We start from the raw sequence: 26,455 nt of genomic DNA, 5'->3' as shown, positions 1-26,455 counted from the left end.
AAAAGAGTTAAAAGTTGCCTTATTCCTGCTTTTAAAGATGAAAAACCGATATATAAATTTACAAGGCCGCCGTTACTGCGTATATTCGCCGTTAAATACTTCCACGGCCGGTCCCGTCATATACACGGTGTCCTTTTCCCGGTCCCATGTAATTGTAAGACAGCCGCCTAAAAGCTCCACTTCCACCGTGTCGTCCGCATACCCGGCCAGAATGGCGGCCACTGCGGTGGCGCAGGCGCCGGTTCCGCAGGCCATCGTCTCACCTGACCCCCGCTCCCAGACGCGCATCTTGATGTGTTTTCTGTCAATCACCCGGATAAACTCCGTGTTCGTCCTGTCAGGGAATTTATCGTGGTGTTCAAAACCGGGACCCATTTTCTCCAGATCCAGTTTTTCAATCGGGGCGTCGAATTCATTTTCGAACAGCACAGCGTGGGGGTTTCCCATGGAAACTCCGATAAAATGATATTTCTTCCCCCCCACCTCTATCTCTTCAAACAGGTCCGAGGTCTGAACCGGCTTTCCCATATCCACGGTGACGGCCGTCACTTTTCCGTCCTTCACCTTCATATCGAGGTATTTAATCCCGGACGCCGTCTCAACGCTGATTTGGGGCCTGTCTACGATATGATGGTCGTAGGCATATTTTCCCACGCAGCGGACTCCGTTGCCGCACATGGCGCCTCTGGTGCCGTCCAGGTTGTACATATCCATCTGACAGTCCGCCACATCCGACGGTTTAATCAGAATCAAGCCGTCGGAACCGATTCCGAAATGTCGGTCGCTCACCGCAACCGCCAGCCCGGACGCATCCTCCACCTTCTCCTCAAAACAGTTCACATATACATAGTCATTGCCGATTCCCTGCATCTTTGTAAATTTCATATTATCCTCCCTGATTCTCCGCGTATCCGGTGAAACGCCAAATCAATTTATCATCTGTAAAGGCTCAGCACCATCCTGGCCGCCTCCGCAATCCCCGTTCCGCTGTCCATACTGCATTTCTGCAGATATTTGTGCGCCTCCGGCTCCGTCATGCTGTTGCGGCTGATCAGGAGTCCCTTTGCCTGGTCAATGGCCTTTTTGTCGTCCTCATTTCTCATGGACATACGGTTTCTTTTCAGCTTCCGCCTCTCCGTCTGCATCCGCTCTATCATGCGCACCGTGGACATCAGGTCACACATTTTAAACGGCGCCGGCAGACATACAATCTCTCCCATATTTTCACCGCTCCATCTGGCGGGTGAAGCGATCAGGAGCATGTCAAAGCCCGGCGGAAGCTGACGGCTCAACTGGCGGCAGGTCATGTCGCCGAACCTGAAACCGCTGATCACGATCCCGCTCTGCAGATCATCCGCCTGAGCGAGGACCTGGGAACCGGATGTGCAGGACGCCGTCACCTGCAGTCCGTTTTTTATCAGTATATTTTTAATATTTCTTCCATCTTCCGGCCTGGAAAATGCCACTATGACGTTGATCACACAGTTTCACCTCGCTGTTTTCATGCCGCACCCTGTGTCCCCGGTCTCCTGCTGCGATAAAAGGCCTCATTTACACTATATTTAAGTCCTCATTTACACGCGTTTAGCAGCGGTAAAGGTATTCCTGAATCTCCCAGTCGGTCACAAAGGAACAGAAACGGTCCCATTCCTCCTGTTTGCCCTCCCGGTACATTCTACAGAGCGTTTCCCCGAACGCTGTTTTGGCAAATGCATTTTTGTCCAGTTCTCTGAGGACCACGCCCAGCGTCTCCGGGAATTTCGGGTTTTCATCACATTCCGGGGTCCGCATCTTTTTCTCAACTCCATCGAGCCCCGCGGCCGCAAGCGCAGCCAGGACAAGATAAGGATTGGCCGACGGATCGGGAAAGAGCGCTGTGATAGTTACAATCCCGTTTCTATCCTCCGTATAGCGCACCGCCTTGTCATTGCCTTCCTCCCAGATGGTCGCCGGGAACTCGGGCTGGACTGCATTGCATTTCTCCGCGGCAAGGCGTTTGTATGAATTAATTAAAGGGTTGGTAAATATCATCATGTCCCGTAAATGTTTTAATATACCACAGCGGAAGTGCATGGCAGTCTCTTTATCAGTATTGCCATTTTTATCGCGGATTACAATGCCTGTATGAAGTCCGGAACCATCTCCGTTACCGCTCGGCTTCGGCATAAATGCCGCGTGGAGCCCGTGGCGTTTTGCAATTCTCTTCACCGCCGTCTTAAAAGTTTGAAGGTAGTCCGCAGCTTCCACACCGTACCGTACGGGAAGCAGAAAACAGTGCTGTCCCGGGGTTGTTCCGTGATGGCTGCTCTCCACCTCCATCCCTGCCTCCGAAAGGCTGAGCATTATGTCGCGCCGGACGCTCTCGGCCAGGTCAATCGGCCCTGCATCATAATATCCTGCGACCTCGTGGGTGACCGTCGTCGGCCTCCCCTCATCATCTGTATGAAATAAATAAAACTCGCATTGAAAATCAAAATAAAGACTAAGCCCCAACTGTTCGGCTCTGCTGATCGTCTCTTTTAAAAGGTTCCTTGTATCAATCGGAGAAGGGCTGCCGTTGGAGTCCATAACGTCACAGATTACCCCGGCCACATTCTCCTGTCCCGAATCCCAGGGAAGCATCTGGTATGTAGCCATATCCGGTTTCAGGTAAAGCCCCGTATTCTCCGCCTTGTCCTGCAGACCGGTGGGAAACGGAAGAACCGCCCCTTCTTTTCTCAGGCCGCCCAGAGCGAAACGGTTGATTGGATAACCGTCCGCCGTTACCTTTTTGGACTGTCCGCGGGTCATCTCCACCATCTTGAGCCGGCCGAATAAATCCGTAAACTGCAATTTAATTAAGTCGGCTTCTTCCTCTAAAAAACATCCGTCTATTCTCTCTTTATCCATGTTTATTTCTCCTTATGCGATACAGGGCAGACAACAAGACGCTTCGCAGGACAACGCGCCCGCTTTATCGGGTATGCTGCCCGTGAGCTGCGGCCGCCCTGTACGCCTCACACCGTTTTCCAAAATAACGTCAAAAGGAGCTGTACCGGTTCCGGCACAGCTCCCCGACCTGCTTAAACTATAGCAGTCTGTTTTTTCTCTGTCAATTATTTTTTTCCGTGCATCGCACGCAGTTTTTCGGTCAGTTCGGCTCCCAGTGTGATGCTTCCCACATAGCCGACTTCGCCTACCATGTATACGGTTCCGTCCTCTTTAATCTCCACTTCCAGGACTCCGCCGGGCATATGGACATACATGTTATTATCCGCCAGCCCCAGTTTGAGCGCCGCGCAGGCAGCCGCACAGGCACAGCTTCCGGATGCCAGAGTATACCCTGCCCCTCTCTCATAAATTTCAATCTGGATATTGGTCCTGTCCAGCACATTGAGAAGCTGTGTGTTCACCTTCTCAGGGAAATAGTCTGCATTCTCGGAATGCTCACCAATCCTGCACACCTGCTCCCTGGAAATCTCGCTCATCCAGATTACGCAGTGCGGATTGCCGATGGAAAGACAGGTGGTCACATAAGGAATCTTCCCAAACATCATAGTCTGGTTGACCATCTCACGGCGCTCGCCCGTCACGGGAATCTCATCGCTCCAGAAGGTCGGGCGTCCCATAGATATCTTGACCCTGGTTCCCTCCTCATTGAGGTAAAAAACATTCTCTTCCCCGCTCATGGTCATCCATGAAACGCTGGTCTTCTGCACATAACCGGCATCCTTCAAATACTTTGCAAAAATCCCCATGCCGTTTCCGCTCTTCGGCACTTCACTTCCGTCCGGATTCAAAATCTTCACATACATCTTCTCCTGATCCAGATAGGGACCTGCAAGAATTCCATCCGAACCCACTCCAAAGTTCCTGTCGCAGATCAGTTTAATGTTCTCCTCACTCAGTTCCAGCTCATTCTTATTCGGATCATATACGAGATAATCATTTCCCATGCAATGGTATTTCTCAAATGTAACCTTCTTCATTGACGTATCCTCCCGGTTCCGGCGCTCTATGGCGGCTATTAACTACACAATGTCTGCACTTTTAAGTAACGGCTGCGTTGTCCTTCTCCACGGCGCTCTCGGCATCCGACTTAACAGACACACCTCTGTTTATATCCATTATATACTGAAGAAAAATAAATTTCTACAATTATTGTGCTGCAAATCTTACAAATAATGCTATAATGGTTACGAATATCAGAAAGGAGGGGAAATATGGATTCCTATGAAAAACGCGGCTATCTGGACCGGGAATTCCGGCTGTTCCATCTGGCGGCCTGTCTGCCCGACGACATCAACTACCATTACCATGATTTTGACAAAGTCCTGATCTTTTTAAAGGGCGACGTGGATTATATTATCGAAGGCCGCTCCTACCATCTGAACCCCTACGACATCGTCCTGGTCGGCCACCACGCCATCCATAAACCGGTGATTGGCTCCGATGAAATCTATGAACGCATTGTCGTATATCTCTCCCCCGACTACGTGGACAGCTTCCGTTCCGAAAACTGCGATCTAAGCCGCTGCTTTCAGGATGCCAGGGAGCACTGCTCCGATGTCCTGCGTATCAGTTCGCTGAAAATCAGCTCCCTGTACGAGAGTCTGCTCCGCCTGGAAAAAGCCTGCCGTGAGGATGGCTATGCCAAAGAGCTGTACTGCCGGATCCTGTTTCTGGAATTCATGATCCACCTGAACAGGGCCGCCGTAGAAAACCATCTGGAATATGTAAGCACCAGCCCGGGCAGTGAAAAAGTCCTCGAAATAATGCGCTATATCTCCGAAAACCCGTCGTCCGACTACACAATAGACAGCCTGGCATCCCGTTTCTACCTGAGCAAATACCACATGATGCGCCTCTTCAAACAGGAGACAGGCTACACCATCACCGGCTACATCAACGAAAAACGCCTCCTGATGGCCAAAGAACTCCTAAACCGCGGCGTCCCGGTCACCGAGGTCTGTTACCGCTGCGGGTTCAGGAACTATGCGGCATTTCTGCGTGCCTATAAAAAGACGTTTGGGGAGAATCCTAAGGCGGGAAAAAAGGGGGGTAAGTTTAGTTGAGATGCGAGGACGCCTCTGTAAGACGGCGGACGGGGGAGTGGGAGGGTGTGGATGAGTCTTCAGTCCCGGTTTCAGGTTGTGGTGAGGGGGAATCCAGGAGAAAAAATTCCTACGGGGACTCGCTCCCGCTTGTGGAATGCGCAACTGATGCTAGATTCGGCAATACCTCATCAAGCACCGGCGGATTCCAAGGTCCCCTTCGGAAAGTTTTCTCCTTCCTTCCCCGGGCAGATCATCGACGGGACTGAAGACTCAGCGAAGGGTGTTGCCCCGTCCGCCGGCTTCAGGAGCTGATTGTCTCTTTCGTCAAGTGCGGTGGAAGGTATTGTCGCAGCCACTACATAATTGCAATACTTTTACGTGCTGACGTTTTCTCTTGATGATTCTAATGATGTTTAGAGAGAAATAAATATTAGAAGAAATACTATGAAATGACTTTTTGAGAAGCGGCTTAAAACGAAACCACTTAGAACAAAACTGTTTAAACTAAATGACTCAAACCGAACCACTTAGAACAAAATGGCTTAATCAAAATATCTTTAACCGAAACATTTAGGACAAAAAGGCTAAATAGAAATAAATCAAACCAAAACAACGTAGAATGAAACAGAATAAGCCAAAACAATCCCCTAAATCCCATACCAAACAGGAGGCATTCTCCAGCCTCTCAAGATAACGTAGTGACCGCAACAATACCTCCCCCCTTGAAAAAACAGAACAATTCAGCGGCCGCAGGCCGGGCTACGGGATGGCAAAAACCTTCGCGTCTTCAGTCCCGGTCAATAACCTTCCCGTGGGGAAGAAGGGAGAAAAAGATTCCGGAGGGAACCTGGAGTTCATCAGCACTTAGGCGGCGTTTCTCAGACGCCTTAGTACTGTTATGTACTCCAAAGAGCGCAAGCGTTTCCCGCAGGAACTTTTTCTGCCCGGATTCCCCACCCGCGACAACCTGCAAACCGGGACTGAAGACTCACAACCTCACCTCACCATCCCGAACCCCGGCCGTCCCGGCGGCGTTCTCATTCCTCAATCCCCTCCCCCTTTTCTAAACTCACTAATCTCCTTAATCAACATCTTCATATTCTCAATCATCGAGTCAAATGCCCCATATTTATAGAAGTTTATAAACACAAGCCCAATCGGCACCGCCAGGATCATTCCTGCTATTCCGCTCAGCTTGAATCCCATGTAGAGGAGGAAGAGCGTGAGAAGGGGCGGCAGCCCCATGGAGTCTCCGACTATCTTTGGCTGGATAATCTGGCGGACTACCTGGGTTGTGATGTAAATCAGAATCAGGCCCACGGCATAAGGATACTCCGCAGAAAACAGCTTTACAACAGCCCAGGGGATCAGGACGGTTCCCGTTCCGAAGATCGGCAGGAAGTCTAACAAGGCGATAAAGATTGCCAGCAGCAGACTGTATTTGACTCCCAGTATTAAAAGTCCGGCCGCAAGGATGGCGGCCACCACGAACATGATCCTGAACTGCGCCAGGAAGTAGCCGCCAATCAGGCCTCTGGCGTCTTTTTTCAGATAATCCAAGTAGCGGAATACAAAAGGAGGCAGAACCGCTCTCAGGACGCGGAGAATCTTCTCACGCTCCGCCAGGAACAGATAGGATGCCAGAATCATGATGACCGTATTTACCATGACATTGGGGATCCGTTTCGCCACATTTCCCGCAATCTCCACCGTTGGGGCGGCGGCTTTGGAAAACAGTGTGCCGATGGTTCCTCCCAGGTTGTTGGAGATTTCCAGGAGGGGTTTCTGGAGGCTGTCCGGAAGATAGGTGAGCAGCTTCTGGCTGTTCTGAATCGCATTCGATATTTCGCTGAGCGCGTTTTCATAGAGCAGCGGCAGATCTCCGACAAAGCCGGCTAACTCCGAGTAAATCCAGGTAATAGCCAGGTAGAGAAGACCGATTACCAGGACAAGCACGCCCACGATAATTACCATGGAACCGTGGCGCCGCACCAGCTTTAAGTGGCGCTCCAGAAACCTCACCAGCGGATTGGCAATCATTGCAATAATCCAGCCGATCACAAAGGGCATAAAGAAGCTCAGCAGCTTTGGCCCCAGAAAGCATACAAGGCAAAGTCCTGCCAGAGGAATTACAATATTTAAAATCATCCTGAGATATTTTTTTATATCCTCCAACGCACGACACCTCCCGAAGCCGGCTTACTCCGGCTTAAATTAAATGGTAATGCTCCGCGATCTTTTTAAATGCCGCCATAGAGCGTTCAATTCTTTCATAAGCAACACAGTAGGCAATTCTCACATAACCCGGGCAGGCAAACGAGCTTCCCGGAACTACGAGCACGTTAAACTGTTTTGCAGTCTCACAGAATTCTTTTTCATCCTCCACCGGTGATTTCACAAAGAGGTAGAATGCCCCCTCCGGTTTGATGCATTCAAATCCGTATTCCTTCAGCCCGTTATATAACAGATTTCTATTCCTGTCGTAGGCAGCCACATCCACTTCCGCATCCACGCAGCGTTTAATGACTCTCTGCATCAGGGAAGGCGCATTGACGCAGCCCAGAACCCGGTTCGCTATCGTAGCGGCCTGAATCACGCTCTTGCTGTCCTCCATCTCGTCCGGGATGACCAGATAGCCGATACGCTCTCCCGGCAGGGACAGAGATTTGCTGTAGGAGTAGCAGACCACGGTATTGTGGTAATACGTTGTCACCCAAGGTACCACGGCTCCGTCATAAGCCAGCTCCCTGTACGGTTCATCCGAGATCAGGACGATAGAAATTCCCAGCTCTTTCTCCTTCTTTTCCAGTACCGAGGCGATGTTCTTCAGCGTTTCATCAGAATAAATCACGCCGGTGGGATTGTTGGGGGTATTGATAATAACGGCTTTCGTCCTGCCGTTAATCTTTTCCTCAAGTTTCCTTAAATCAGGCTGGAAATCGGCCGTGTTCGGGGGAACCACCACCAGTTCTCCGTCGTAATTGCGCACGTAGGAGCCGTACTCCACAAAATACGGAGCAAATGTGATGACCTGGTCGCCGGGATCCAGAACAGTCTTTAAAATCACGTTAAGGCCGCTGGCCGCCCCCACCGTCATCAGGATATTCGCCTCTCCAAACGACGTGTGAAACCGCCTGTTCAGGGAATCCGCTATCGTCTCGCGGACATCCTCATATCCTGCATTTGACATGTAACCGTGGATAAAAAGGGAATCTTCCTCTTTTATTATATCCGCAATTGCCTGATTTACTTCGGCAGGCGCCGGCACGCTGGGATTTCCCAAGCTGAAATCAAATACATTTTCGGCTCCGTGGATGGCGGCAAGTTTTTTTCCTTCTTCAAACATCATTCTAATTGCAGAGTTGTTCTGCATAAGCGGTATCATTTTTTTTGAAATCATCTCTCATATCCCCTTTGCTTCGTGGTAATCAGATAGTTCCCCAGCGCCTGGACGTCGCAAATGCAATCGCCCCCGTGGCCGCCAGATAAAACCAGGTTGTCGGGTTGCTGTACCAGGTGGTGAAAAAAGACAGCATCATGTAAATTGCGATCTGAGAATAGAACAGATACGTAATCGGATTGCGCACCTTTTTCATCTTCTGCATCAAATAGAAAGCCAGTCCCCCGAGAATGCAGGAAAGACCGAGCACTCCAATGATTCCGAAATCATAGTAGGCATCATAAAATATGGTCAGGGTAGTCAGTTCCTCCCGGTTGACAAAGTATGGGAAATTCGTCAGCGAAGGGAATTTGAATTTAAGCCCCGTTAAAGTCCACAGCGGAGCCAGCATCTTGAGGCCCCAGGAATGGCTGCCGAGTCCTTCCACCAGACAGTTGAAATTGTCATAGTTATTTGCCACATACATATAGGGCTGGGTAATAAAAATCGGCATATTTTCATTCTTCATCTCAAAGACCGCATTCAGATAGGACACGTCATGGCTCCTCGCAACGGTCAGCAGGAGATAGAGAGGCACCAGGGCCGCCATCGCAAAAACCGCATACAGGAGGTTCAGCCTTCCGTCCATCTGTATGTAAGTCAGGACGGCCAGAATCACCGCAAGAATCAGCTGGAACCTGGAAACGCAGAGGATCGGAACCGCCAAGGACAGCAGGCCCATCACCGCCATCATGATGCTTTTTATCCTGTCCTTTCCCCTGTTAATACAAAAGTATATTACGCATATGGACGGCACCAGAACACAGGATACGGTAAAATAGTGGATTCCCGTCAGATGAAAGGCCGAATAGGCATGCGGCACTCCCCTGACAAACAGCGGCACAAAGCCCAAAGCCGCCGCCTCGATCAGGAAACATCCGAAGGAGACAATCGTCAGACCGCAGGCGCAGAAGAAAACGGACTGCTCATAATTGCCGAACCCGTTGTACCGCAGCGGACTCACCCGATCCACTCCCAGGTAATGCTCCAGGAACAGGTAGGTGAAGTAAAATCCGGCAAACGCCGCCAGAAAGCAGAGCCAGGTCATGGGGGACCAGCTTGCTCCCAGTCTGCTTAGCTTTAAACAGGCCAGTCCCTGCCCTCCCACCCAGGAGAGTGCAAAGAGCCCCCGCAGATTCAGCATATTTTCTGTTTTTCTGTAATCCTGCATATAGAGATACACGGCCGCCCCTATCAGTCCGCCCCCGGACAAATAGTAATGGCCGCTTAATGAAAACAGCCATGCGGCCGCGTAACACAATAGGTAAACTGTCATAATTTCATCCTTTACGGTATTTCTGTATTTTTTTAAAGGCATCAAAAGCGAAAAGCGCGCTTCGCGATCTTTTCATTGCCACTCAATGCCAAATGCCGCATAATCATAATTTGTAATGATACAATTATAATTATGCGGCACCTCTTCTCCTCAGTCAGATAAATGTCACGGTTCACAGCTCTGCTATAAACGGCAGTGTTGCAACCGGCAGAATATCCGTTCATTCACGGTCGGAAAAAAGGCGGTATCCCGTGTTTCGGCCACTTTCTCAACCCCTGACAAATTCTCTCATTAACTGTTCAATCTCGGCCGCCGTCACAAGGCTCATGGCCTTATCCGCAACCGTTTTCAGCTCTTCCACGCTGTGTTCGGTAATATATTTTCTCGCCTTCAGAATAGCCGATGCGCTCATGCTGAATTCGTTAAGCCCAAAGGCCAGAAGCAGTGGAATCATCAGCGGATCGCTGGCAGCCTCACCGCACATTCCCACCATGATACCCTCGCTGCGTCCGCACTCGATAATGTGGCGGATGCTTCTCAGGACAGCCGGGTTGAATGTGGAATAAAGGTAAGATACCTTATCGTTGCCGCGGTCTACCGACATCGTATACTGTGTCAGGTCATTGGTGCCGATACTGAAGAAATCAACTTCTTTGGCAAACACATCCGCCATCAGGGATGCTGCCGCCGTCTCGACCATAATTCCGACCTGAATCTCTTTATTGCAGTCAATTCCTTTTTCATCCAGTTCTTTCATGATGTCGGTTACAAGAGCCTTTGCTTCCCTGAATTCTTCAATGCAGGTAACCATAGGCACCATAATCTTAATATTGCCAAAGGCGCTGGCTCTTAAGAGGGCGCGAAGCTGAGGGCGGTAGATATCGTCTTTTCTGTCGAGGCAGAAACGGATCGCCCTGTAGCCCAGGAACGGATTCTCATCCTTCTTAAGCCCCATGTAAGGGATTTCTTTATCACCGCCGATATCCAAGGTCCTGATAATCACGGGTTTGCCTTTCATGGCAACGGCTACCTTCTTATACGCCTCAAACTGCTCTTCCTCAGTCGGCATCTCGTTCCGGTCCATAAACAGGAATTCCGTCCTGAAAAGGCCGATGCCCTCACCGTCATAGGCAAGCACCCGGTCCACATCCTCCGGTTTTCCGATGTTAGCCGCCACTTCCACCGTCACGCCGTCCTTCGTGGTGCTGGACATGCCGATATATTTCTTAAGTTCCTCTTTTTCCTGTAAATAAACACTTCTCTTCTGTTCGTACTCTGCGCGCAGGGAGCTGTCGGGATTCACAAAAATCTCCCCCGTCTCACCGTCCAGGATCAGTTCGTCTCCGTCCTTCACCTCGCTAAGGATTCCCGCTGCCGCCACAACGGCCGGGATTTCCAGCGCTCTGGACAGGATAGCCGAGTGGGAAGTGCGTCCTCCGAGTTCCGTGATTATACCGGTCACATTGGAAGGATTGATTCCCGCGGTCACGGACGGGGTAAGGTCCTCCGCCATCAGGATTGTCCCGGCCGGAAGAAGGGATACGTCCACCGACTGGACTCCCAGAAGCAGCTTCTGCATTCTTGTCTTAATGTCTCTCATATCCGCAGCTCTCTGCTGCATCAGTTCATCATCCATGGAAGCAAACATATCCGCATACATATTGCAGACTGTCTCCACCGCAAATTCGCTGCAGACTTTATCGTTCTCAATCTGGTTCTCGATCTCGCCCGTCAGCATCGGATCCTGTAAAAGCATTAAATGGCCGTTTAAAATCTCAGCTTCTTTTTCACCGATTCTGGATGCCATGTCCTCTGCCAGGACGCCCACATCCGCGATACTCTGTTCCACTGCCTTTTTAAAACGTAATTTCTCTGCTTCTGCATCTTCTATCGCGGTATTCTCGATCACGAGCTGTTCTTCTTTCAGAATGACAGCCCTGCCAATGCCGATACCGGCTGATGCGCCTGTTCCTCTTGCCATTGTGGTTCCTCCTCTTTCCGGATTATTTTACTCGCCGAGGCCATCGTTCACGATCTTTAACATCGCGGACAATGCTTCCTCCTCGTCTTTACCGTCACAGATAAATTCAATCTCATCCCCGCATTTGATGCAGGCTCCCAGAACGCTCAGCACGCTCTTGGCATTCGATACTGAATTTCTGAAACTGAACATAATGGAGCAGTCAAACTTTCCAGCTTCATTACAGAAAATCCCGGCCGGCCTCAAATGGAGGCCGATTGGATTCCTAATTTTTATTTTTGCCTTAACCATGACAAAATAACCCCTCTTTACTGTTGTTCCGACTTACTTTCAGCAGGTTTTGTCTCAGCCGCGCTGCTTTCTGCTGATTTTGTCTCATTTGCTTTCGTTTCGTTTGGTTTCGATTCGCCCGCTTTTGTCTCAGCCGCGGTTCCGGAAACTTCATCGGCCGGCGACTTCTCGGCAATCGTAATCGACACTTCAGGATAAGCGATTACTTCAAACGCATCATCCAACTGAAGCGCTGCCCTGACTTTGTGGGTTCCCACTCCCAGCCCCGTCACATCGGCATTAATGCTCATCTTTGCCGTGGAAAGGCTGTCCAGATCCTCTTTGAGCCCGCGCACTTTGATCTCCGTTTTCTCATCGTCAAACGTATAGGCGTAGCTGTCCGACTTACCGTTCATCGGTATGTCCTTCGTATCTACCGTAAACGTCTTCTCTCTCAGAGGCTCCACCTTGAGAACTACCTTAATGACTGTATCACTCATACCGGCTATCGTGACGTTTGGCTCCAGGAAATCCTTCAAATCGATCTCGCATACCTTGTCCGTAGTGGCGCCGTCAATATTGAGAAGCGGATCCTGAACCGTAATCGTGCTCATACCCGCCAGATCCGACTTAAGTCCTGCCACTTCCACGTTCTTGACGCTTGTCTCAACGCCCGTGTACTTGTATCCCTGGGCAACTTCGCCCGTAACCACAAAATCGAGCGGTACCGTCTTGGTTTTGAGAACCTGCATTGTGTAGCTGATATCTCCGCCCAGCACCTTCACACTGTCTCCCAGCTGTTCTGACAGGCTGTTTCCGTTGGCATCATAGAATACAGGAGTTTCCGTCCCTGAAATATCGCTGCTGACGCCGTCAATCTTAAACTCTATACCGACACTGTTGATCTGCCCAATCATTGAAACCGGTCCTTTGATGCTCACATGATCCGGAGACATCGTAATCTCACCCGGCTGATATCCTTCGGCCAGATTGCCGTATGGCAGCGCCTTTAACGGGAAATCCTTCGTCTGCAATGCTTCAGTCTGTATCTTGATGACCTCCGGTGATTTAACCGTCGGAGTCGTCTCAAACAATTCATTGTTGTTTACAACCTCAACCTTGATCGGAATCGCCCCCGTCACATCATACATCTCGGAAAGATCTGCATATGCCCTGAAATCACTGGGTTTTATCTTATACTTATCCTTGGTTCTGATTCGGTAGGTAATCACCGCCGTCTTCTTCCCAACTATGTCGTAGGTCAGATCTGCTTTTTCCAGAACCTGTTCGTTGATCGGTTCCACCGGAACCTCTTTCGTATCTGTCGTCACCGGATTGGCCACATTCACAACAGCCAGCCATACAAAAAATGCACAGAGCAGGGAAATCAGCTTCAGTCCGGAATTTTTAGTCAGCTTTTCTTTCATTCTTCCGCCTTCCCTTCCAAATCTTAAATCTGCCTGCGCTCGTCTCGTCATGTTTTACCAGGGTCGACAGAAGGCTTCTCAGCTCGTCTCCGCTTGCAACTCTGCGCAGCTGGCCTCCCGATGCCACCGACACGCGTCCCGTCTCCTCGGAGACAACGATCGTCACACTGTCCGTAGATTCACTGACACCGACGGCAGCCCTGTGCCTTGTTCCCAGGTCTTTGCTGATAGCCATGTTGTCGGACAGAGGCAGATAACATGTTGCAGCCGTAACACGGTTTCCCCGGATAACGACGGCGCCGTCATGCAGGGGTGTATTATGTTCAAATATGTTGATCAGAAGCTGGCTTGTTACGATGCCGTCTACTTCGATTCCGGTTCTCTCGATCTCTCCCAGGGAGGTCGCTTTCTCAATTACCATCAGGGCTCCGGTCTTTACCTTACCCATCTCAAAGCTGGCTCTCACCAGTTCATTAATTGTCTTCTCAGTAAAACTTTCATTCTTCTTCACGTCATCCGCTGTAAACAGGTTGGTCAGGACATTCTTGCTGCCAAGCTGTTCCAGGGCCTTACGGAGCTCCGGCTGGAAAATAATCAGGATAGCCGTCACCGCGATATAAGAAATCTTTTCCAGCAGCCACAGGATCGTATCAAGTTCCAATATGGCGGCCACAAGGACGAACGCAAAAATAAAGAGAATACCTTTCAGGAGGGTCCATGCTCTTGTATTCTTAATCCATACCAGCATCTCATATACAACTATCGTAATAATTGCAATTTCTATGAAGTTTTTGAAAGTAATCTCCGGCACAAATGCTATCCAGGAATACAGTTCCTTAATAATATCGGCCATGCGCTCACCTCCTCTTATCTTTTTAATCTATTTTTTATTTTTGTCTCGGCGTTCTCCGCGTGTTAATCTTCTGCACCTTCACATCGGGTTTTGTCACCGCGATCTTCGGAACCGCCTTCACATAGTAATAATAATCATCATCCTCAAACTGAACAAACTCTGTCCTGCTATAGTCTACGGCAAATACGAAAAAGTGATACACGCCCGCGACCGCAGCCGACAATAAAATCGCAATAATAAGGCCCGGCACCGATACTGATACGCCGAACTTAAAATCACCGATAAAGATTACAACTAACTGGATAATGGAACCGGCCGTGATCGCGGCCCCCCAGGAATAGTTAATTGAAAGATTTTTAACAACGTGCACCACCAGGACCCCCAGGCATCCTGCCGCAATCATGACGAGCATGGTCTGGTTGCCAATCAGGCTTTTCACAACCTGGGCAAAGACCTGGGTCATCTCAACCTGTTCGCTTCCCGCCAGGAAGCTGCTGTTCTGCTTCACATACATGATTACGTAATAAACGAAAATCCCGCAGCTCATCGGTATCACCGACACAAGGCTGCCGGCCAGTCCCACTAAGAGCGGAATGGCAAACGGTATCTTAAAAAAGAACAGGATCGGCGTCACCAGAAGAAGGACGCTGTCCCCCGGCTGAAACCCGTAATAGAGCAGGACCACAATAAAAAGGAAAATGCATGTGATCACCGCCACCTCCAGGGATGCGGCATACAGCTGTATTAAAAGAAAACCGCCGGCCAGAAACGCGATGGTCCCGTACGGCAGGCAGGTGGCTACAAGTCCCATGGCCACCGGTACCAGGGAGCCCGATATCTTAGGCATAAAACCGGCATTCCTGTTTATCAGAAATATAGCGGTAAAGGCTACAATAAACTTCAGTACAGGGATTACAAATGCGCTGTTTTTACCATAAAATGCTTTGAGCCTCTCTTTAAAAACCAGAAGTCCCTTCATACGCGTCTGCCCTCCCTCGCAAGTTCCCTGGAGCGGCGGTGGTAGTCATAGCGCTTGTCCAGATGTTTCAATTTCGCAATATAAATACGGTTCATTCTCGACTGATAATCGTATCTCCTGCTGTAAACGGCACAGATTAGCGCCATATACAGAACAAGCCCCACAAGGTAAAATGCTCCTCCCTTCCAGGCAATGCCTGTAAGAGCATCGATACCTATGGTGCTCAGGAAAACATCCATATTAAACAAAATCCATATGGCCAGAATCATCATGCAGCATAGAGTGTAGCTTATAAAACCGCGTATCATGTTCCGGCTGATATAATCACCTTTGAAGTAGCTGGTAACGGATGTCATCCGGCCACCGTTCTTTTTCTCAAAAACGGCCAGGTCGGTCATCAGCCTGATCTTCTCTTCATTGAGCATAAGTTCACTCCCCATTTACCATAAACGTATCAATTTATTATAGCATAAGTTCAGGTAAATGGCGAGTGCCTTAAATAATTTTCATAAAATTGTAAAAAAATGGTTACTATTCACAGCCGTTATTCCGCGAGGTGTTTTCACGCTTATTTTGCTTGAAAATCCCGAGTTCTACGGCGCGACGCAACGAAAAGTGCGCGATGCGGACTTTTCATTACAATCAACGGTGTTTTTTACCGTTTCTGTGCATCGCAAAGCGTGTTACTGTTCACAGAACTGCGGTTTTTGCAGGGCTGTGAATAGTAACAAATAATGAAAATTTGCTTTTATTCATACCGCAGTGCATCAATAGGGTCAGATTTCGCCGCTTTCGACGCAGGGTAGAGGCCGAAAAAGATTCCGACAACAGCCGAGAATGTGACGGCCACCAGAATGACGCCCGGCTTAACAATGGTCGGCACGCCGATTACGGCTCCGACCAGGGTGACCAGCCCGCCGCCCAGAAGGATTCCAATCAGCCCACCGCAGGCTGAGAGAATCGCAGATTCCGTAAGGAATTGGATTAGGACATCCCTGGTTCTTGCTCCCAGCGCTTTACGGATACCGATTTCCCTGGTTCTCTCCGTCACGGATACCAGCATGATGTTCATGATTCCGATACCGCCTACAATCAGGGAAATAGCGGCAATGCCGCCCACTGCCATGGAAAGTCCCGCCATCATGGAGTCTACCTGCCCCATCTGGCTGATAGCCGTCTCCATGTAAAATTCTGACTTCTCACGCCCTTTTGTCTTTGCCACATAGGTCAGAAGATCATCGTAAAAGATATTCAGCTCTGCCTCACTCATCGTCGTATCCGCAAAGAAGTGGCAGTAATAGAAATAATCATTGGGCCAGGTTAAGAGAGTCCACGGTATGTATGCGCTTCCCTTATCACTCGGAGTGCCCATCATCAGTTTCTGGAAGGCGCTCTGTTTCTTTTCATAGACGCCCACCACCGTAAACTCCTGGACATTTCCATAAAGCTGGGTTCTGAAGGTCCGGCCCACGGCGTTATCCGTTCCGAACAGCATTTTGGCGCTGCCCACTTCCAGGACCGCATTGTTTCTTCTTGCCTTGACATCGCCCTCATTTAAGTATCTTCCGTACAGAATGTCCACGGGCTGCACATCGTTGTAATTATAGTCGATTCCCTCAAAGTTAAACTTAATCTTATTGCGTCCGGCAATAGCGTCGGCCGAGGTGGACATGGCGCTGTCTATGTAGCTGATTTTATCGCCAAAGACCGATTTGATGCGGCTTAATTCATCCATTGTAAAGTAATCGCTCTGTCTTGTATCATCAACCCAGTAACCGATTCCCAGATATGCCTGGGTAATACCGATATCCTGGTAAAGACTTGAGAACATTCCCCTCATCGTATCGCCGATGGATACAATGGAGATAACGGATCCGATGCCGATGATAATGCCCAGCATGGTTAGAAACGACCTCATCTTGTTGGCCCTGAGGGCTGAAAAAGCCATGAACATATTTTCTAACAGCATGGCGCCACCTCCCTCTCCGGATCCTCTTTCTTCTTGTTTCTCACATCGCTTACGATTTCGCCGTCACGGAACCGGATGATCCGCTCCGTAAACGCCGCTATATCTTCCTCATGGGTGACTACAACCACCGTGGCTCCCTCTTTGTGAAGCTGGGAAAAGAGTTCCATAATCTCAACCGACGAAGCCGTATCCAGGTTTCCGGTCGGCTCATCTGCTAATATCAGAGGCGGCTCATTAGCCAGCGCTCTGGCGATTGCCACCCTCTGACGCTGTCCGCCCGACATCTCGTTGGGCATGTGCTCCGTCCTCTCGCCGAGCCCCACACGGCCGAGCAGCTCCACGGCGCGTTCATGCCGGAGTTTTTTCGGCAGATGCGCATAGGTCATCGGAAGTTCCACATTCTTTTCCGCCGATGTCCTGGATATCAGGTTGAAGGACTGGAATACAAATCCTATCTTCTGGTTCCTGATTCTGGAAAGCTGATCCTGGTTCAGGGCGGCAATGTCGATTCCGTCCAGATAGTAATGTCCCATTACCGGTCTGTCAAGACAGCCAATAATGTTCATCAACGTGGATTTTCCTGAACCGGACTGGCCCATGATTGCCACAAATTCACCTTTCTTGATGGTCAGGTTTATATTCTTAAGGCCGATTACCTTGACCGCGCCCGTATCATACACCTTGCAGAGATTGACAATTTTAATCAACTCATCCGTATCGACTTCCGGCAGCTCCGCTTTCCGGTCCAGTCTTTTTCTGATTTTGCTCCGGAGTTCTTCTCTGTCAAACATAGTCTGCGCCTCCCTCATTCTGTTCCATCTCCGAGAGTGCCGTTCTCACCGGAACTTTTCTCATTCCAACTGCTCTCATCGGGCCGTCACCGCCATTCCTTCCATCAATCCTGCCGGAGAAACGACAATCTTCATCCCCTCCGTAAGCGCGCCCTCCTCGACAGGAATGATTTCGACGTCGAGATCACTCTCCACTCCCGTTGTTACCGGGATCATATGTATTGTGTTCGTAGAAGCGTCGACGGAAGCCACATTGATGCTGCCGTCCTCGGCGGTCACAATGGCCGTCTGAGGAACCGTAAACACTCCCTTGGCCTCTCCCGTGACAAGGGATGCCTTAGCTGTAATTCCGGCAATCAGTCCGTTCGATGCTCCGCCTTCAATCCGGATCGTTGCGGGAACCACTCGTTCCGAGGAGCCGCCGCCCTTTTCCTCACCGGTCGGCGAGATGGAGATGATCTCTCCCTCCTGGCTCACGCCGTTTAAAATATCGGCGTCTATCTGCGCCTTCTGCCCCACTTTTACCTTGGAAATAGAGTATTCGCTGACGGCAATCTCCATCTCCAGATTATCCAGGTTCTCTACGATAAACATCGGTTTTTCATCCTCCGGTTTATCCGCGAACTGTCCCACCTTGGAATTGACGCGGACTACCGTACCCGTGATCGGGCTTTTCACTTCGGCATTTTCCAGATCCGTCTTTTTCTGATCGAGCTCGAACTGTGCCGATTTGACCTTTAACTCATAGGATTTATCGGGAAGGGCCTTTCCTTTTTCCACAGTATAGGAGTCTTTCTCCCTGGCGGCATCCTTAAGCGCGTTGCTGGCCGCCTCCAGATCAGCCGAGGAGATATCGCCTGCGTCAAACAGAACCTTATTTCTGTCGTAATTCAGCTTTGCCGTATTGTAATCCTGAACCGCTTTTTCGTATTTGTGCTGCGTATCCCTGATATTTTCATTGTATTCGCTGACGGCAAGGTCATAGGAATTCTGTGCGATATCGACTGCTTTACGGGCGTCGCTGCTGTCGATGACAGCCAGTGTCTGTCCCTTTTCCACACGGTCGCCCTCCCGGACCATAATCTGTAGCACTTCCGCATGGAGATTGGAAACCACATCCGCGCTCTCCGTCCCGGAAACAGGACCGCTGAGGCTCAGCATTTCAATCACATCGCCCTTTGCCAGAGGCATCGCCGCTACAACGGGAACCACCTGCTTATTGCCGCCCAGGACAATGCGGCCTCCAACGAACACCAGAAGTACGGCGCATCCGCCCACAATCAGCTTTTTCTTTTTGCTCCAATGGCCGAATTTTTTCTTTTTCTTTTTGCCGCCGCTGTGATCTTCCTTCAGATATTCTTCCAGTTCCTGCTCGACTACCGCCTCATTTTTCTGCTCGGCGAAATCCGGCTGGATTTTTTCATCAGACGATTTCTTTACGTCTGTTTCTGCGTTCTCCTCTGATTCTGTTTCCGTATTCTCCTCTAATTCTGTTTCCGCCTCTTCCTGAGAAGCGGTTTCATCATACATTTCATCGTACATGCTTTCATTCTCATCTTTTTTACTTTTATGCCACATAATCTTGCTCCCCGTTTTCTATTTTTAAATTTTTTGTTTTCTAATCTAATAAACGAAGTATGGCAAAGGATTACTTCAAATACAATATATTTCCGCGATATTCAGGAAATTGTAAGATTTCTGGACGTTTCTTCCAGAGAAAAAGACAGGCAGTATTGCAGAGGATGCGGTATGGGCATCCTCTGCAATACTGCCTGTCTTTTCCTTTCCTTCTCGACGTCCGCCTTTCTGTCTGTTTCATTCTTTTCCAAGATAATCCAGCGCAAACTGCGCATACAGCCCCGCAGCATACGTCAGCGCGTCCTCATCAATATCAAATCTAGCGTGGTGATGTGGATAATACTCTTTTTTCTCTGTGTTTTTTGTGCCTATAAAGGCGTAAAGCCCAGGAACAAGGCTGCTCAGCCTGGAAAAATCATCACTCGGCGTTATTTTTTCAAAGCGGATCAGCGCCTGCTCACCAAAAAGTTTTGTTACACTTTTCTCTGCAACCGCCGACATCATCGGATGGTTCACGATCGGATGGCCTGAGCCGGGTATAAACTCCACTTCCGCGACGGCCCGGTAAGTCTTTGCCGTCTCCACCGCCACACGGGTAATCGTTTCATCCAGTGCCTGACTCAGCTCCGCATTAAAAAATTTCACGGTCCCTTCCAGCCAGGCGTCCTGAGCCAATACATTAAATTCCGTCCCTGCATGGAAGAGGCCGACGGACAGAATAACCGGATCCAACGCATTAAACTCCCGCGTTATCATCCCCTGCAGGTTCATCACAAGGGCAGATGCTGCTAAGACAGCATCTACGCCGGACTGGGGCATCGCTCCGTGACCGCCTTTTCCTATCACATGGATTTTCACCCTAGCCGATGTGGCCATCCGGACTCCTGACTCCACCGAAATTTTCCCCACCTCAATGTCATTCCACAGATGCAGGCCCATCACTCCATCCACTCCGTCCATCACCCCGGCATCGATAAAGGCCTGCGCTCCGCTGGGCGCTTTTTCCTCGTTGGGCTGGAACAGCAGTTTCACCGTTCCGCTCCATCCCGGCGTCTCCTTCAGAATTCTAGATGCCGTCAATAGGCTGGAAATGTGCCCGTCATGGCCACAGGCATGCATAACCCCTTCGTTCTCGGACGCAAAGGCAAGTCCTGTGTCCTCGCTGACCGCCAGTGCGTCAATATCGGCGCGCAGAGCCAGAGTTCTTCCCGAGCCTTCTCCTTTTATGATACCGACCACCCCATTTTTCAAACAGCGGTCACATGGTATCCCAAGCTCCTTAAGTTCCTTTTCAATCCGATCCGCCGTAGCAAATTCACTGCCGCTTACTTCAGGGTGACGGTGGAATTCCCTCCTGAGTTCCCTGTTATAATTCTGATATGCTTTTGCTGCCTTTGTAATATCCATCCTAAGTCTCCTTCTCCGACTCTGATTACTGATCACATCCATCTGTAAATTATTTTCTTATTACTGCGCTTACTTTCCCCATTTAAAAAGGCCCATACCCAATCATTGTGGCAACGGACAAAATCAAACAGCATTCCACCGTTAAAATGATAAGAAGGGGAGACACCCACTTTGCCCATTTAAGCCAGGGGATATTGCCGATTGCAATAGCTGCCATAAAATATCCGACGGTGGGGGAAATGAAGTTTGTAATACTGTCGCCCATCTGGAAAGCCAGCACGGCAGTCTGTCTGGTTACCCCGACCAGATCCGCCAGGGGGGCCATAATCGGCATCGTAACCGCAGCCTGACCAGAACCGGATGGTATCAAAATATTGATGATCATCTGTACAATGAACATGCCCGAGGCACTGGCCCAGCCCGGCAAATTCCCCACCACGTCTGCAGCCGAATGGGTAATCGTATCCAGAATATTGCCGTTTGTCAGCACTTCAGAAATAACTCTCGCCAACCCTACCGCAAGCACGCCGTACATCATGGATTTTGCCCCATCCACAAAATGCCCTGCAAATTCATTGGCGGTAAAACCGCCCGCAACGCCTGCCACAACAGCAAGGGCAAAGTACATTGCTGATATTTTTCTTACATTGAAACCAAGTTTGAATATTCCATAGAAAAGAACTACAAAACTTCCCAGAAAAATAAAAAGAACCAGTTTTCTCCGTCCGGTTAACGGCGGAGCCAGGGATGTATCAACTGCAATTTCCAGGTTTTTATCCGCCTCATACATGGAGCTGGATAACGGATTTTTGTGTATCTTCCGACAATAAAGGAAGATATACAGGGCACATGGGAGTGTCAAGAGCACAAAAGCCGCCATCCTGAAGGGAATCCCGGAAAATGCCGGCAGGCCTGCAATTCCCTGTCCTATTATAAATGCACTATCGATAAAGGACACCGAATATCCTCCAATCCCTCCCACCAGCATAAGGGCGACGCCTGTGATTGAATCGAACCCCATTGCCATTGCCGCTGTCACCGCTATCGGTATAAACGGAAGAAGGGATTCCGCGCTGCCCCTGAGGCCCAGCAGGGCACCCATTGCCATAATTCCGAACAACATGATATATACTTTTCCGCCCTGCAATTTTTTCATGGCCGTACCAAGTCCTGCATCAATGGCACCCGTTTTATTTATAATATGAAAGGCGGCTCCCGAGAGTATGGTCAGCACGATAATACTGGCCGAAGCAATAATTCCGTCCGGCACCGCCAGTAGCATATCTCCGACTCCGACCGGCGTCTGTTCTATATAATGAAAAGACTCCGGATTGACTACCATGCGCTGTGTGCCCGGATCTTCGAGCCTGTCATAGGTTCCGGATGGAACAAAATAGGTCAGTATGGCGGCCAGCACAATCATTCCTATCAAGATTACAATTGTATCCGGCAATTCAAATGTCTTTGTTTTTTCCCGTTTCATAGTGGTTCCCCCTCCTCTGTATTTACAGTATCCCTCTTACTGCCATATTACGTTAACATCATTTCCGGCGGATTTTTAAATCCGTGCGATGTCGCAATCACCAGCACTCCGGCCCCCTCCGGTATCATTCCTTCCTGCCTGAGCTTCCTTAAGCAGGCAATGGGGAGCGCCGACGAAGATTCAAGATACAGGCCGTATCCTCCCAACTCTTTTATAGATGGCTCAACCAGGTCCTGCGGGACGCTTACAGCAAATCCTCCGCTTTCCCTAAGTGCCGTCACAGACTGGACGGTCGCTGTCGTACCTCCAATGGAAGGTGTTTTTTCATATTCCCCCTCAAAATTTTTTTGACATTCTTCCACTCCATTTATTGTTTCAATCCTCGGAAATGGTTCTACTGCAATCAGATGCGGGATTTTTCCTATCCGTCCTGCCGCCTTCAGTTCTGCAAATCCCTCATAAATGCCCCAAAGCAGATCTCCCCTGGCCACCGGCACCATGATGTAGTCGGGTAGTATTTCCATTTCTTCATAAAGTTCATAGGATATCGTCTTGTAACCCTGAAGACCGAAGCAGCAGCTTCCCACCGGCGGATCCATCACGTTCGTTGCACTGAGCCAGCCAGCCGTCTCCATCTTTTCCCTGAGAAACGTCCACCGTCCGGACGCCGTAGGCATAATGATGAGTTCGGCGCCCGCCGAAATAATCGCGGCTCTCCAGATAGGGTTGATGGCATCCGTCCCCACAATTTTACATTCAATCCCGGCAAGGGCCGCATAGCAGGCCAATGATACGCCCTCATTTCCACTGGAAGCCGCGGCGACGACTTTATGCCCCGTCTCCTTTGCCCTGGTAACGATAAACGGATTCATTCTGTCCTTATGGGAACCGGTCGGATTCTGAAACTCATTCTTAAACCATAGCTCCTTCACCCCATATTTATCTGCCAGCGGCGGGATTGAGATGAGGGGCGTATTTCCCTCCCCAAGAGACGGGAAATCATCACAGGGAAGCATCCGGGCATAACGTTTCATTCCACGAACTTCTTCCCGCACTTCCCACTCTCCGTCATAATGAAAAGACACGCTGGATGGATGTCCCGCCTTCAGACAATGCGGACATCCATATGGATAATCCCCCGTTTCCAGGACAGCTCCACATTGAATACAGTACATCCTGCTTATTCTGGTATTCATGGCTCTTCTCCTTTTCTTTTTCTTATCTCTTGACATAACTATACTTCATCCGTTATAATTTGTACAACGCAAATAAATGGTTGTTACTATCGTTTTTTTCGATTATAAAAGAGGGAGAAAGTATGGACCTGGAAAACTTGAAAACCTTTGTCACTCTGGCAAATCTCGGTAATTTTACCCAGACGGCCCAACAGCATATGATCGTTCAGTCCACGGTCAGCAGTCGGATCCGGGAACTGGAACGTGAAATCGGAACTCCTCTTTTCATCCGGGAGCGCAAAAACGTCCGTCTTACTCCAGCCGGTGAGTATTTTCTGACCTATGCCACGCAGATTCTCACACTAGAAGATTACGCTCTGTCCGGAGTCAATATGCTTGGCGTCTATTCCGATTCCCTGCGTATCGGTTCCGTCCATACGCTGTATGACTGTCACCTGGGGCGCTGCCTTGTTCCTTACCTTAAAAAGTATCCGGATATATCGGTCAAAGTTTTACTGGATCATTCCAGAAACCTGTTGAATATGCTCTATGATGATATTATCGACCTTTGTTTCACCTATCGCCGTTTTCCACATCCTGACTATCAGTGCCTGCCCTTTCAAACGGAACGGATTCTTTTGGTGACAGGACAGAATAACGGGGTGTATCAAAAGGGTGTATCAAATGAAGAACTAAGAAACCTTCCGCTCTTCTATTCCGACTTTGTTGAGGCGACCGAATCCTCTTGGTTTCATCAGGTTTTTCCAAAACACTCCGTCTACCCGTTGGAAATCGATGTGGGAAATAAACTGATCTCATTTCTGGAAGAAGGTATGGGATTCAGCTTTCTGCCGGAAAGCGCTGTTTCCGAAGAACTAGCTAAAGGAACACTGATTGAAATTCCGGTCCCTGAGCTGAATGTTCCGGAGCTTAGAAGTTACATGATCCTGAAAAAGCAGACGGCCGTAAAACAGGCCGTCTGCCGCTGGATGAAGGATCACTGGACGCAGGAACCTTGAAAAAACGGATAGAAAAAAGATACAAAAAATACCGGCTTCCGAGGGAGTTCCCATGGAAACCGGTATTTTATTATTGATGACAAAGTAAATTTCCGGAACGCATTTCTCCTTAATTTTCCCGGATTAAATCTGAAACTCCCCGCCCTTAATAATCAGCCGGTCATCCAGATACAAATCCGGTTTCAGGATAATTCCATCCATATGGCAGTCCGCTTTCACCGTCCCACCGAAGGACACGTTGGTTCCGAAGGCGATATGGACTGTCCCGTACACCTTTTCATCTTCCAGAATGACACCGCAGAGAATAGCTTTCTCATTTGTGCCGATTCCCAGTTCTCCGAGTGTGGCGTTGTTTTCGTTGGCCAGAAGTACGGACAGTTCCTCGCTTCTCTTACCGCGTATTTCTTTCAGTTTTCCGTTCTCCACCTTCACAAAGAGCGGATCTTCCAGTTTGCCGAGGCCCACCATGGAGCCGTCTATCTTCATCTCTCCGTTGGAACCGTTCTCAAGCGGAGCGATATATGCCTCACCCGACGGCAGGTTGCCGGCGGCTCCCTTCGTCCTGTAGACTCCTGTGCTGGGCACGCCTTTTCTGCCTTCCAAATCAATAGTCAGGACATAGCCCTCTTTTTCGATCCTGGCCGTCTTTGCACTCGTCAGAAGCTCCGTCACTTGTCCGGTCAGTTCCTCGACGCGGGCATAATCGGCAGTCATGGCTCCCTGGTAGAGCATTTCTTCCGCAATATTAGGCATGGTCCCGATACGTGCTCCGTTCTTTGCCGCCGCAATTTTTGCGTTTGTATGGGTCAAGGATTTCGCCGTCGGGCAGAGAACCACATCGGCATTCAGCATAGCATCAGCCACCGGTTTCGGAGGCTCCTGGCCCGAGAACTCCCTCTCCTTCATCGTCATCAGCAGCGCTTCACAGCCCAGCTGCTTCGCCGCCTCATAAAATGCCTGTCCAATGGCAATTTTGTTGTCGTCCGTCACCACAAGAACCGTTTCTTCCGGTTTTACATCCATGCATCCGGTCAGAATCCTTTTTGCACAATTGATAATATCCATTTTATCTGCTGCCTCCCTTTTCTGCTGCGTTAACCGGCAATCTCACCGGCTATCCTGGCCAGGAGCGTTCTTCCAAGCACCACCGGTTTTTTGCTGAGCGCCTCCATCTCCTGTTTCATGGAAACATTATACCCGATACAATCCATTACAATCAGGTCTACCGGCTCCTCCCGCATCTGCTCCGCCGCCCGCGTAAGCTCGGCCGGATCGCCGTAGGGAGAGGCCGCCAGTACCTTCACCTGTTTCACCAGCTCCTGCCATTTGCCTCTGGCCTGGTCTATCTGTTCCGTCTTTGGGGTAATCACGCCGATGCTGGAGTTCGGAGTGAGGACCGGCACAACGGCATTGAGCAGGTCACAGGGGAAAATCAGAGGGATACGGCTCCGGAAACAGTCCGGAAACTTGCCCGTACAAAAGAACATGATGAACTTGACGCCCTGTTCCTCCAGCCGCTCGATGCAGGACTGAAGCCGCGGCAGGATATATTTTTCGGCAAATACAACCGAAGTTCCGTCCAGGAGCTTTGAAATAAGCACATAGTCTCCCGGTTCCGGCGCAAATGCCTCAATCTCTTCTCTGGTCAATCCGTCCAGGCCTCCCGCCTGAATCAGGGTAACCCCTTCCCCCAGAAACGGAAGTACATCACAGGTCACATCTTCCCTGGGAGCCTGGCCAATGGTAATCGCCCCTATTTTCATTGCCTTCCC

The 26,455-nt window shown here is 49.8% G+C and carries 23 protein-coding genes; 2 read left to right on the top strand and 21 right to left on the bottom strand.

Features of this window, described 5'->3' with window-relative positions; all coding sequences use genetic code 11:
* Positions 1 to 72 precede the first annotated feature (72 nt).
* From dapF (EJL91_RS12405) to dapF (EJL91_RS12390), 4 genes are all read right to left on the bottom strand, one after another.
* Complete coding sequence (gene dapF / locus EJL91_RS12405; protein ID WP_125142300.1) at positions 73 to 885, bottom strand: diaminopimelate epimerase; 813 nt, start codon at positions 883 to 885, stop codon at positions 73 to 75.
* Positions 886 to 935: 50 nt separating this feature from the next.
* A complete protein-coding gene (locus EJL91_RS12400; RefSeq protein WP_125142299.1) occupies positions 936 to 1,481 on the bottom strand; it encodes an ANTAR domain-containing response regulator in 546 nt (181 codons plus the stop codon).
* Positions 1,482 to 1,584: 103 nt separating this feature from the next.
* Complete coding sequence (locus EJL91_RS12395) at positions 1,585 to 2,889, bottom strand: glutamine synthetase family protein (RefSeq protein WP_206429497.1); 1,305 nt, start codon at positions 2,887 to 2,889, stop codon at positions 1,585 to 1,587.
* A gap of 206 nt (positions 2,890 to 3,095) precedes the next feature.
* The gene (gene dapF / locus EJL91_RS12390; RefSeq protein ID WP_125142297.1) at positions 3,096 to 3,968 is read right to left on the bottom strand and encodes a diaminopimelate epimerase; all 873 of its coding nucleotides are present in this window, start codon (positions 3,966 to 3,968) and stop codon (positions 3,096 to 3,098) included.
* A gap of 234 nt (positions 3,969 to 4,202) precedes the next feature.
* Here dapF (EJL91_RS12390) and EJL91_RS12385 point away from each other — a divergent pair, with 234 nt between their 5' ends.
* Positions 4,203 to 5,054: an AraC family transcriptional regulator gene (locus tag EJL91_RS12385; RefSeq protein ID WP_125142296.1), complete on the top strand. Its 852-nt coding sequence runs from the start codon at positions 4,203 to 4,205 to the stop codon at positions 5,052 to 5,054.
* 1,026 nt (positions 5,055 to 6,080) lie between these two features.
* On the opposite strand, the gene ytvI is transcribed toward EJL91_RS12385, so the two are convergent.
* From ytvI to EJL91_RS12310, 15 genes are all read right to left on the bottom strand, one after another.
* The gene (gene ytvI, locus EJL91_RS12380) at positions 6,081 to 7,211 is read right to left on the bottom strand and encodes a sporulation integral membrane protein YtvI (RefSeq protein ID WP_125142295.1); all 1,131 of its coding nucleotides are present in this window, start codon (positions 7,209 to 7,211) and stop codon (positions 6,081 to 6,083) included.
* Between the two features lie 34 nt (positions 7,212 to 7,245).
* The gene (locus tag EJL91_RS12375; RefSeq protein WP_125142294.1) at positions 7,246 to 8,436 is read right to left on the bottom strand and encodes a pyridoxal phosphate-dependent aminotransferase; all 1,191 of its coding nucleotides are present in this window, start codon (positions 8,434 to 8,436) and stop codon (positions 7,246 to 7,248) included.
* Positions 8,437 to 8,464: 28 nt separating this feature from the next.
* The gene (locus tag EJL91_RS12370; RefSeq protein WP_125142293.1) at positions 8,465 to 9,751 is read right to left on the bottom strand and encodes an O-antigen polymerase; all 1,287 of its coding nucleotides are present in this window, start codon (positions 9,749 to 9,751) and stop codon (positions 8,465 to 8,467) included.
* 268 nt (positions 9,752 to 10,019) lie between these two features.
* Positions 10,020 to 11,732 carry a phosphoenolpyruvate--protein phosphotransferase gene (gene ptsP / locus EJL91_RS12365; protein ID WP_125142292.1) on the bottom strand — a complete coding sequence of 571 codons (1,713 nt, stop codon included), beginning with the start codon at positions 11,730 to 11,732 and terminating at the stop codon, positions 10,020 to 10,022.
* Between the two features lie 27 nt (positions 11,733 to 11,759).
* Positions 11,760 to 12,023, bottom strand: coding sequence for an HPr family phosphocarrier protein (locus tag EJL91_RS12360; RefSeq protein WP_125142291.1), 264 nt, complete (start codon positions 12,021 to 12,023; stop codon positions 11,760 to 11,762).
* 17 nt (positions 12,024 to 12,040) lie between these two features.
* The gene (locus EJL91_RS12355) at positions 12,041 to 13,429 is read right to left on the bottom strand and encodes a CdaR family protein (RefSeq protein ID WP_125142290.1); all 1,389 of its coding nucleotides are present in this window, start codon (positions 13,427 to 13,429) and stop codon (positions 12,041 to 12,043) included.
* Positions 13,410 to 14,282, bottom strand: a complete 873-nt coding sequence (gene cdaA, locus EJL91_RS12350; RefSeq protein WP_125142289.1) for a diadenylate cyclase CdaA — start codon at positions 14,280 to 14,282, stop codon at positions 13,410 to 13,412. Before cdaA ends, EJL91_RS12355 begins: the two co-directional genes overlap by 20 nt.
* 34 nt (positions 14,283 to 14,316) lie before the next feature.
* A complete protein-coding gene (locus tag EJL91_RS12345) occupies positions 14,317 to 15,261 on the bottom strand; it encodes an ABC transporter permease (protein ID WP_125142288.1) in 945 nt (314 codons plus the stop codon).
* The gene (locus EJL91_RS12340) at positions 15,258 to 15,686 is read right to left on the bottom strand and encodes a hypothetical protein (protein WP_125142287.1); all 429 of its coding nucleotides are present in this window, start codon (positions 15,684 to 15,686) and stop codon (positions 15,258 to 15,260) included. The genes EJL91_RS12345 and EJL91_RS12340 overlap by 4 nt, the downstream gene beginning before the upstream one ends.
* A gap of 323 nt (positions 15,687 to 16,009) precedes the next feature.
* A complete protein-coding gene (locus EJL91_RS12335) occupies positions 16,010 to 17,230 on the bottom strand; it encodes an ABC transporter permease (protein WP_125142286.1) in 1,221 nt (406 codons plus the stop codon).
* Positions 17,221 to 18,021, bottom strand: coding sequence for an ABC transporter ATP-binding protein (locus tag EJL91_RS12330; RefSeq protein WP_243125328.1), 801 nt, complete (start codon positions 18,019 to 18,021; stop codon positions 17,221 to 17,223). The genes EJL91_RS12335 and EJL91_RS12330 overlap by 10 nt, the downstream gene beginning before the upstream one ends.
* Positions 18,022 to 18,096: 75 nt before the next feature.
* A complete protein-coding gene (locus EJL91_RS12325; RefSeq protein ID WP_243125327.1) occupies positions 18,097 to 19,599 on the bottom strand; it encodes an efflux RND transporter periplasmic adaptor subunit in 1,503 nt (500 codons plus the stop codon).
* 237 nt (positions 19,600 to 19,836) lie between these two features.
* A complete protein-coding gene (locus tag EJL91_RS12320) occupies positions 19,837 to 21,006 on the bottom strand; it encodes an amidohydrolase (protein WP_125142285.1) in 1,170 nt (389 codons plus the stop codon).
* An 82-nt stretch (positions 21,007 to 21,088) separates the two neighbouring features.
* Positions 21,089 to 22,489: a YfcC family protein gene (locus EJL91_RS12315; protein WP_125142284.1), complete on the bottom strand. Its 1,401-nt coding sequence runs from the start codon at positions 22,487 to 22,489 to the stop codon at positions 21,089 to 21,091.
* 47 nt (positions 22,490 to 22,536) lie between these two features.
* Positions 22,537 to 23,685 (bottom strand): threonine synthase, encoded by a 1,149-nt coding sequence (locus tag EJL91_RS12310; RefSeq protein ID WP_164516831.1) that lies wholly within the window; start codon positions 23,683 to 23,685, stop codon positions 22,537 to 22,539.
* A gap of 122 nt (positions 23,686 to 23,807) precedes the next feature.
* Between EJL91_RS12310 and EJL91_RS12305 the strand changes: the two genes are divergently transcribed.
* Positions 23,808 to 24,683: a LysR family transcriptional regulator gene (locus EJL91_RS12305; RefSeq protein ID WP_125142282.1), complete on the top strand. Its 876-nt coding sequence runs from the start codon at positions 23,808 to 23,810 to the stop codon at positions 24,681 to 24,683.
* A 123-nt stretch (positions 24,684 to 24,806) separates the two neighbouring features.
* On the opposite strand, the gene EJL91_RS12300 is transcribed toward EJL91_RS12305, so the two are convergent.
* Both EJL91_RS12300 and EJL91_RS12295 read right to left on the bottom strand, forming a co-directional pair.
* Positions 24,807 to 25,748: an aminopeptidase gene (locus tag EJL91_RS12300; RefSeq protein WP_125142281.1), complete on the bottom strand. Its 942-nt coding sequence runs from the start codon at positions 25,746 to 25,748 to the stop codon at positions 24,807 to 24,809.
* Positions 25,749 to 25,777: 29 nt separating this feature from the next.
* Positions 25,778 to 26,446 carry an AroM family protein gene (locus tag EJL91_RS12295; protein ID WP_125142280.1) on the bottom strand — a complete coding sequence of 223 codons (669 nt, stop codon included), beginning with the start codon at positions 26,444 to 26,446 and terminating at the stop codon, positions 25,778 to 25,780.
* Positions 26,447 to 26,455: the final 9 nt, after the last annotated feature.

This window comes from Clostridium transplantifaecale, from assembly GCF_900626075.1.
GTDB classification, from domain to species: Bacteria; Bacillota; Clostridia; order Lachnospirales; family Lachnospiraceae; genus Otoolea; species Otoolea transplantifaecalis.
The sequence above is the reverse complement of the archived record's forward strand: the minus strand, read 5'-3'. Positions and strand labels throughout refer to the sequence as shown.

What these genes read in the sequence shown, in the direction of transcription:
- dapF (WP_125142300.1), bottom strand. Translation starts at nt 885, where the DNA reads ATGAAATTTACAAAGATGCAGGGAATCGGCAATGACTATGTATATGTG.
- EJL91_RS12395 (WP_206429497.1), bottom strand. Translation starts at nt 2,889, where the DNA reads ATGGATAAAGAGAGAATAGACGGATGTTTTTTAGAGGAAGAAGCCGAC.
- dapF (WP_125142297.1), bottom strand. Translation starts at nt 3,968, where the DNA reads ATGAAGAAGGTTACATTTGAGAAATACCATTGCATGGGAAATGATTAT.
- EJL91_RS12385 (WP_125142296.1), top strand. Translation starts at nt 4,203, where the DNA reads ATGGATTCCTATGAAAAACGCGGCTATCTGGACCGGGAATTCCGGCTG.
- EJL91_RS12375 (WP_125142294.1), bottom strand. Translation starts at nt 8,436, where the DNA reads ATGATTTCAAAAAAAATGATACCGCTTATGCAGAACAACTCTGCAATT.
- EJL91_RS12370 (WP_125142293.1), bottom strand. Translation starts at nt 9,751, where the DNA reads ATGACAGTTTACCTATTGTGTTACGCGGCCGCATGGCTGTTTTCATTA.
- ptsP (WP_125142292.1), bottom strand. Translation starts at nt 11,732, where the DNA reads ATGGCAAGAGGAACAGGCGCATCAGCCGGTATCGGCATTGGCAGGGCT.
- EJL91_RS12360 (WP_125142291.1), bottom strand. Translation starts at nt 12,023, where the DNA reads ATGGTTAAGGCAAAAATAAAAATTAGGAATCCAATCGGCCTCCATTTG.
- EJL91_RS12355 (WP_125142290.1), bottom strand. Translation starts at nt 13,429, where the DNA reads ATGAAAGAAAAGCTGACTAAAAATTCCGGACTGAAGCTGATTTCCCTG.
- cdaA (WP_125142289.1), bottom strand. Translation starts at nt 14,282, where the DNA reads ATGGCCGATATTATTAAGGAACTGTATTCCTGGATAGCATTTGTGCCG.
- EJL91_RS12345 (WP_125142288.1), bottom strand. Translation starts at nt 15,261, where the DNA reads ATGAAGGGACTTCTGGTTTTTAAAGAGAGGCTCAAAGCATTTTATGGT.
- EJL91_RS12340 (WP_125142287.1), bottom strand. Translation starts at nt 15,686, where the DNA reads ATGCTCAATGAAGAGAAGATCAGGCTGATGACCGACCTGGCCGTTTTT.
- EJL91_RS12335 (WP_125142286.1), bottom strand. Translation starts at nt 17,230, where the DNA reads ATGCTGTTAGAAAATATGTTCATGGCTTTTTCAGCCCTCAGGGCCAAC.
- EJL91_RS12330 (WP_243125328.1), bottom strand. Translation starts at nt 18,021, where the DNA reads ATGTTTGACAGAGAAGAACTCCGGAGCAAAATCAGAAAAAGACTGGAC.
- EJL91_RS12325 (WP_243125327.1), bottom strand. Translation starts at nt 19,599, where the DNA reads ATGTGGCATAAAAGTAAAAAAGATGAGAATGAAAGCATGTACGATGAA.
- EJL91_RS12320 (WP_125142285.1), bottom strand. Translation starts at nt 21,006, where the DNA reads ATGGATATTACAAAGGCAGCAAAAGCATATCAGAATTATAACAGGGAA.
- EJL91_RS12315 (WP_125142284.1), bottom strand. Translation starts at nt 22,489, where the DNA reads ATGAAACGGGAAAAAACAAAGACATTTGAATTGCCGGATACAATTGTA.
- EJL91_RS12310 (WP_164516831.1), bottom strand. Translation starts at nt 23,685, where the DNA reads ATGAATACCAGAATAAGCAGGATGTACTGTATTCAATGTGGAGCTGTC.
- EJL91_RS12305 (WP_125142282.1), top strand. Translation starts at nt 23,808, where the DNA reads ATGGACCTGGAAAACTTGAAAACCTTTGTCACTCTGGCAAATCTCGGT.
- EJL91_RS12300 (WP_125142281.1), bottom strand. Translation starts at nt 25,748, where the DNA reads ATGGATATTATCAATTGTGCAAAAAGGATTCTGACCGGATGCATGGAT.
- EJL91_RS12295 (WP_125142280.1), bottom strand. Translation starts at nt 26,446, where the DNA reads ATGAAAATAGGGGCGATTACCATTGGCCAGGCTCCCAGGGAAGATGTG.